At 44.8% G+C, this 391-nt stretch carries 1 protein-coding gene; it reads left to right on the top strand.

Annotation, left to right across the window (positions count from 1 at the left end; translation table 11 throughout):
- Positions 1-45 precede the first annotated feature (45 nt).
- The coding region (locus FH871_RS35100) for an ABC transporter ATP-binding protein (RefSeq protein ID WP_138995370.1) at positions 46-391 on the top strand (346 nt) is incomplete at its 3' end.

Below are 391 nucleotides of genomic sequence, written 5' to 3'. Positions count from 1 at the left end.
GTTGTCACAATCAGAAATAGCATCATCTGATAAGGGGTGAGGACTATGGCTGAAAAAGTTTTAATGGAGCTAAAGGGTATCACCAAGTCCTATCAAAATGGTGACCAGGAATTGCAGGTGCTCAAAGGTATCGACCTGACTGTTCATGAAGGGGAGTTCTTAGCGATTATGGGGCCTTCTGGTTCTGGGAAATCAACTTTGATGAATATTATTGGGCTCTTAGATAAGCCAACCTCAGGGGAGTACACACTGGCTGGACAGGCTGTTGAGCGATTGACGTCCAAGGAACAGGCTCGTGTTCGTAATGAGGAGTTAGGGTTTGTTTTCCAGCAGTTCTTCCTGCTCTCCAAACTCAATGCTCAAGATAATGTTGAATTGCCCCTGATTTATG

It is taken from the genome of Larkinella sp. C7, from assembly GCF_006149005.1.
Classification (GTDB): Bacteria; Bacteroidota; Bacteroidia; order Cytophagales; family Spirosomataceae; genus Larkinella.
Note: the sequence above shows the minus strand (reverse complement) of the source record. Positions and strands in the feature narration are given on the sequence as shown.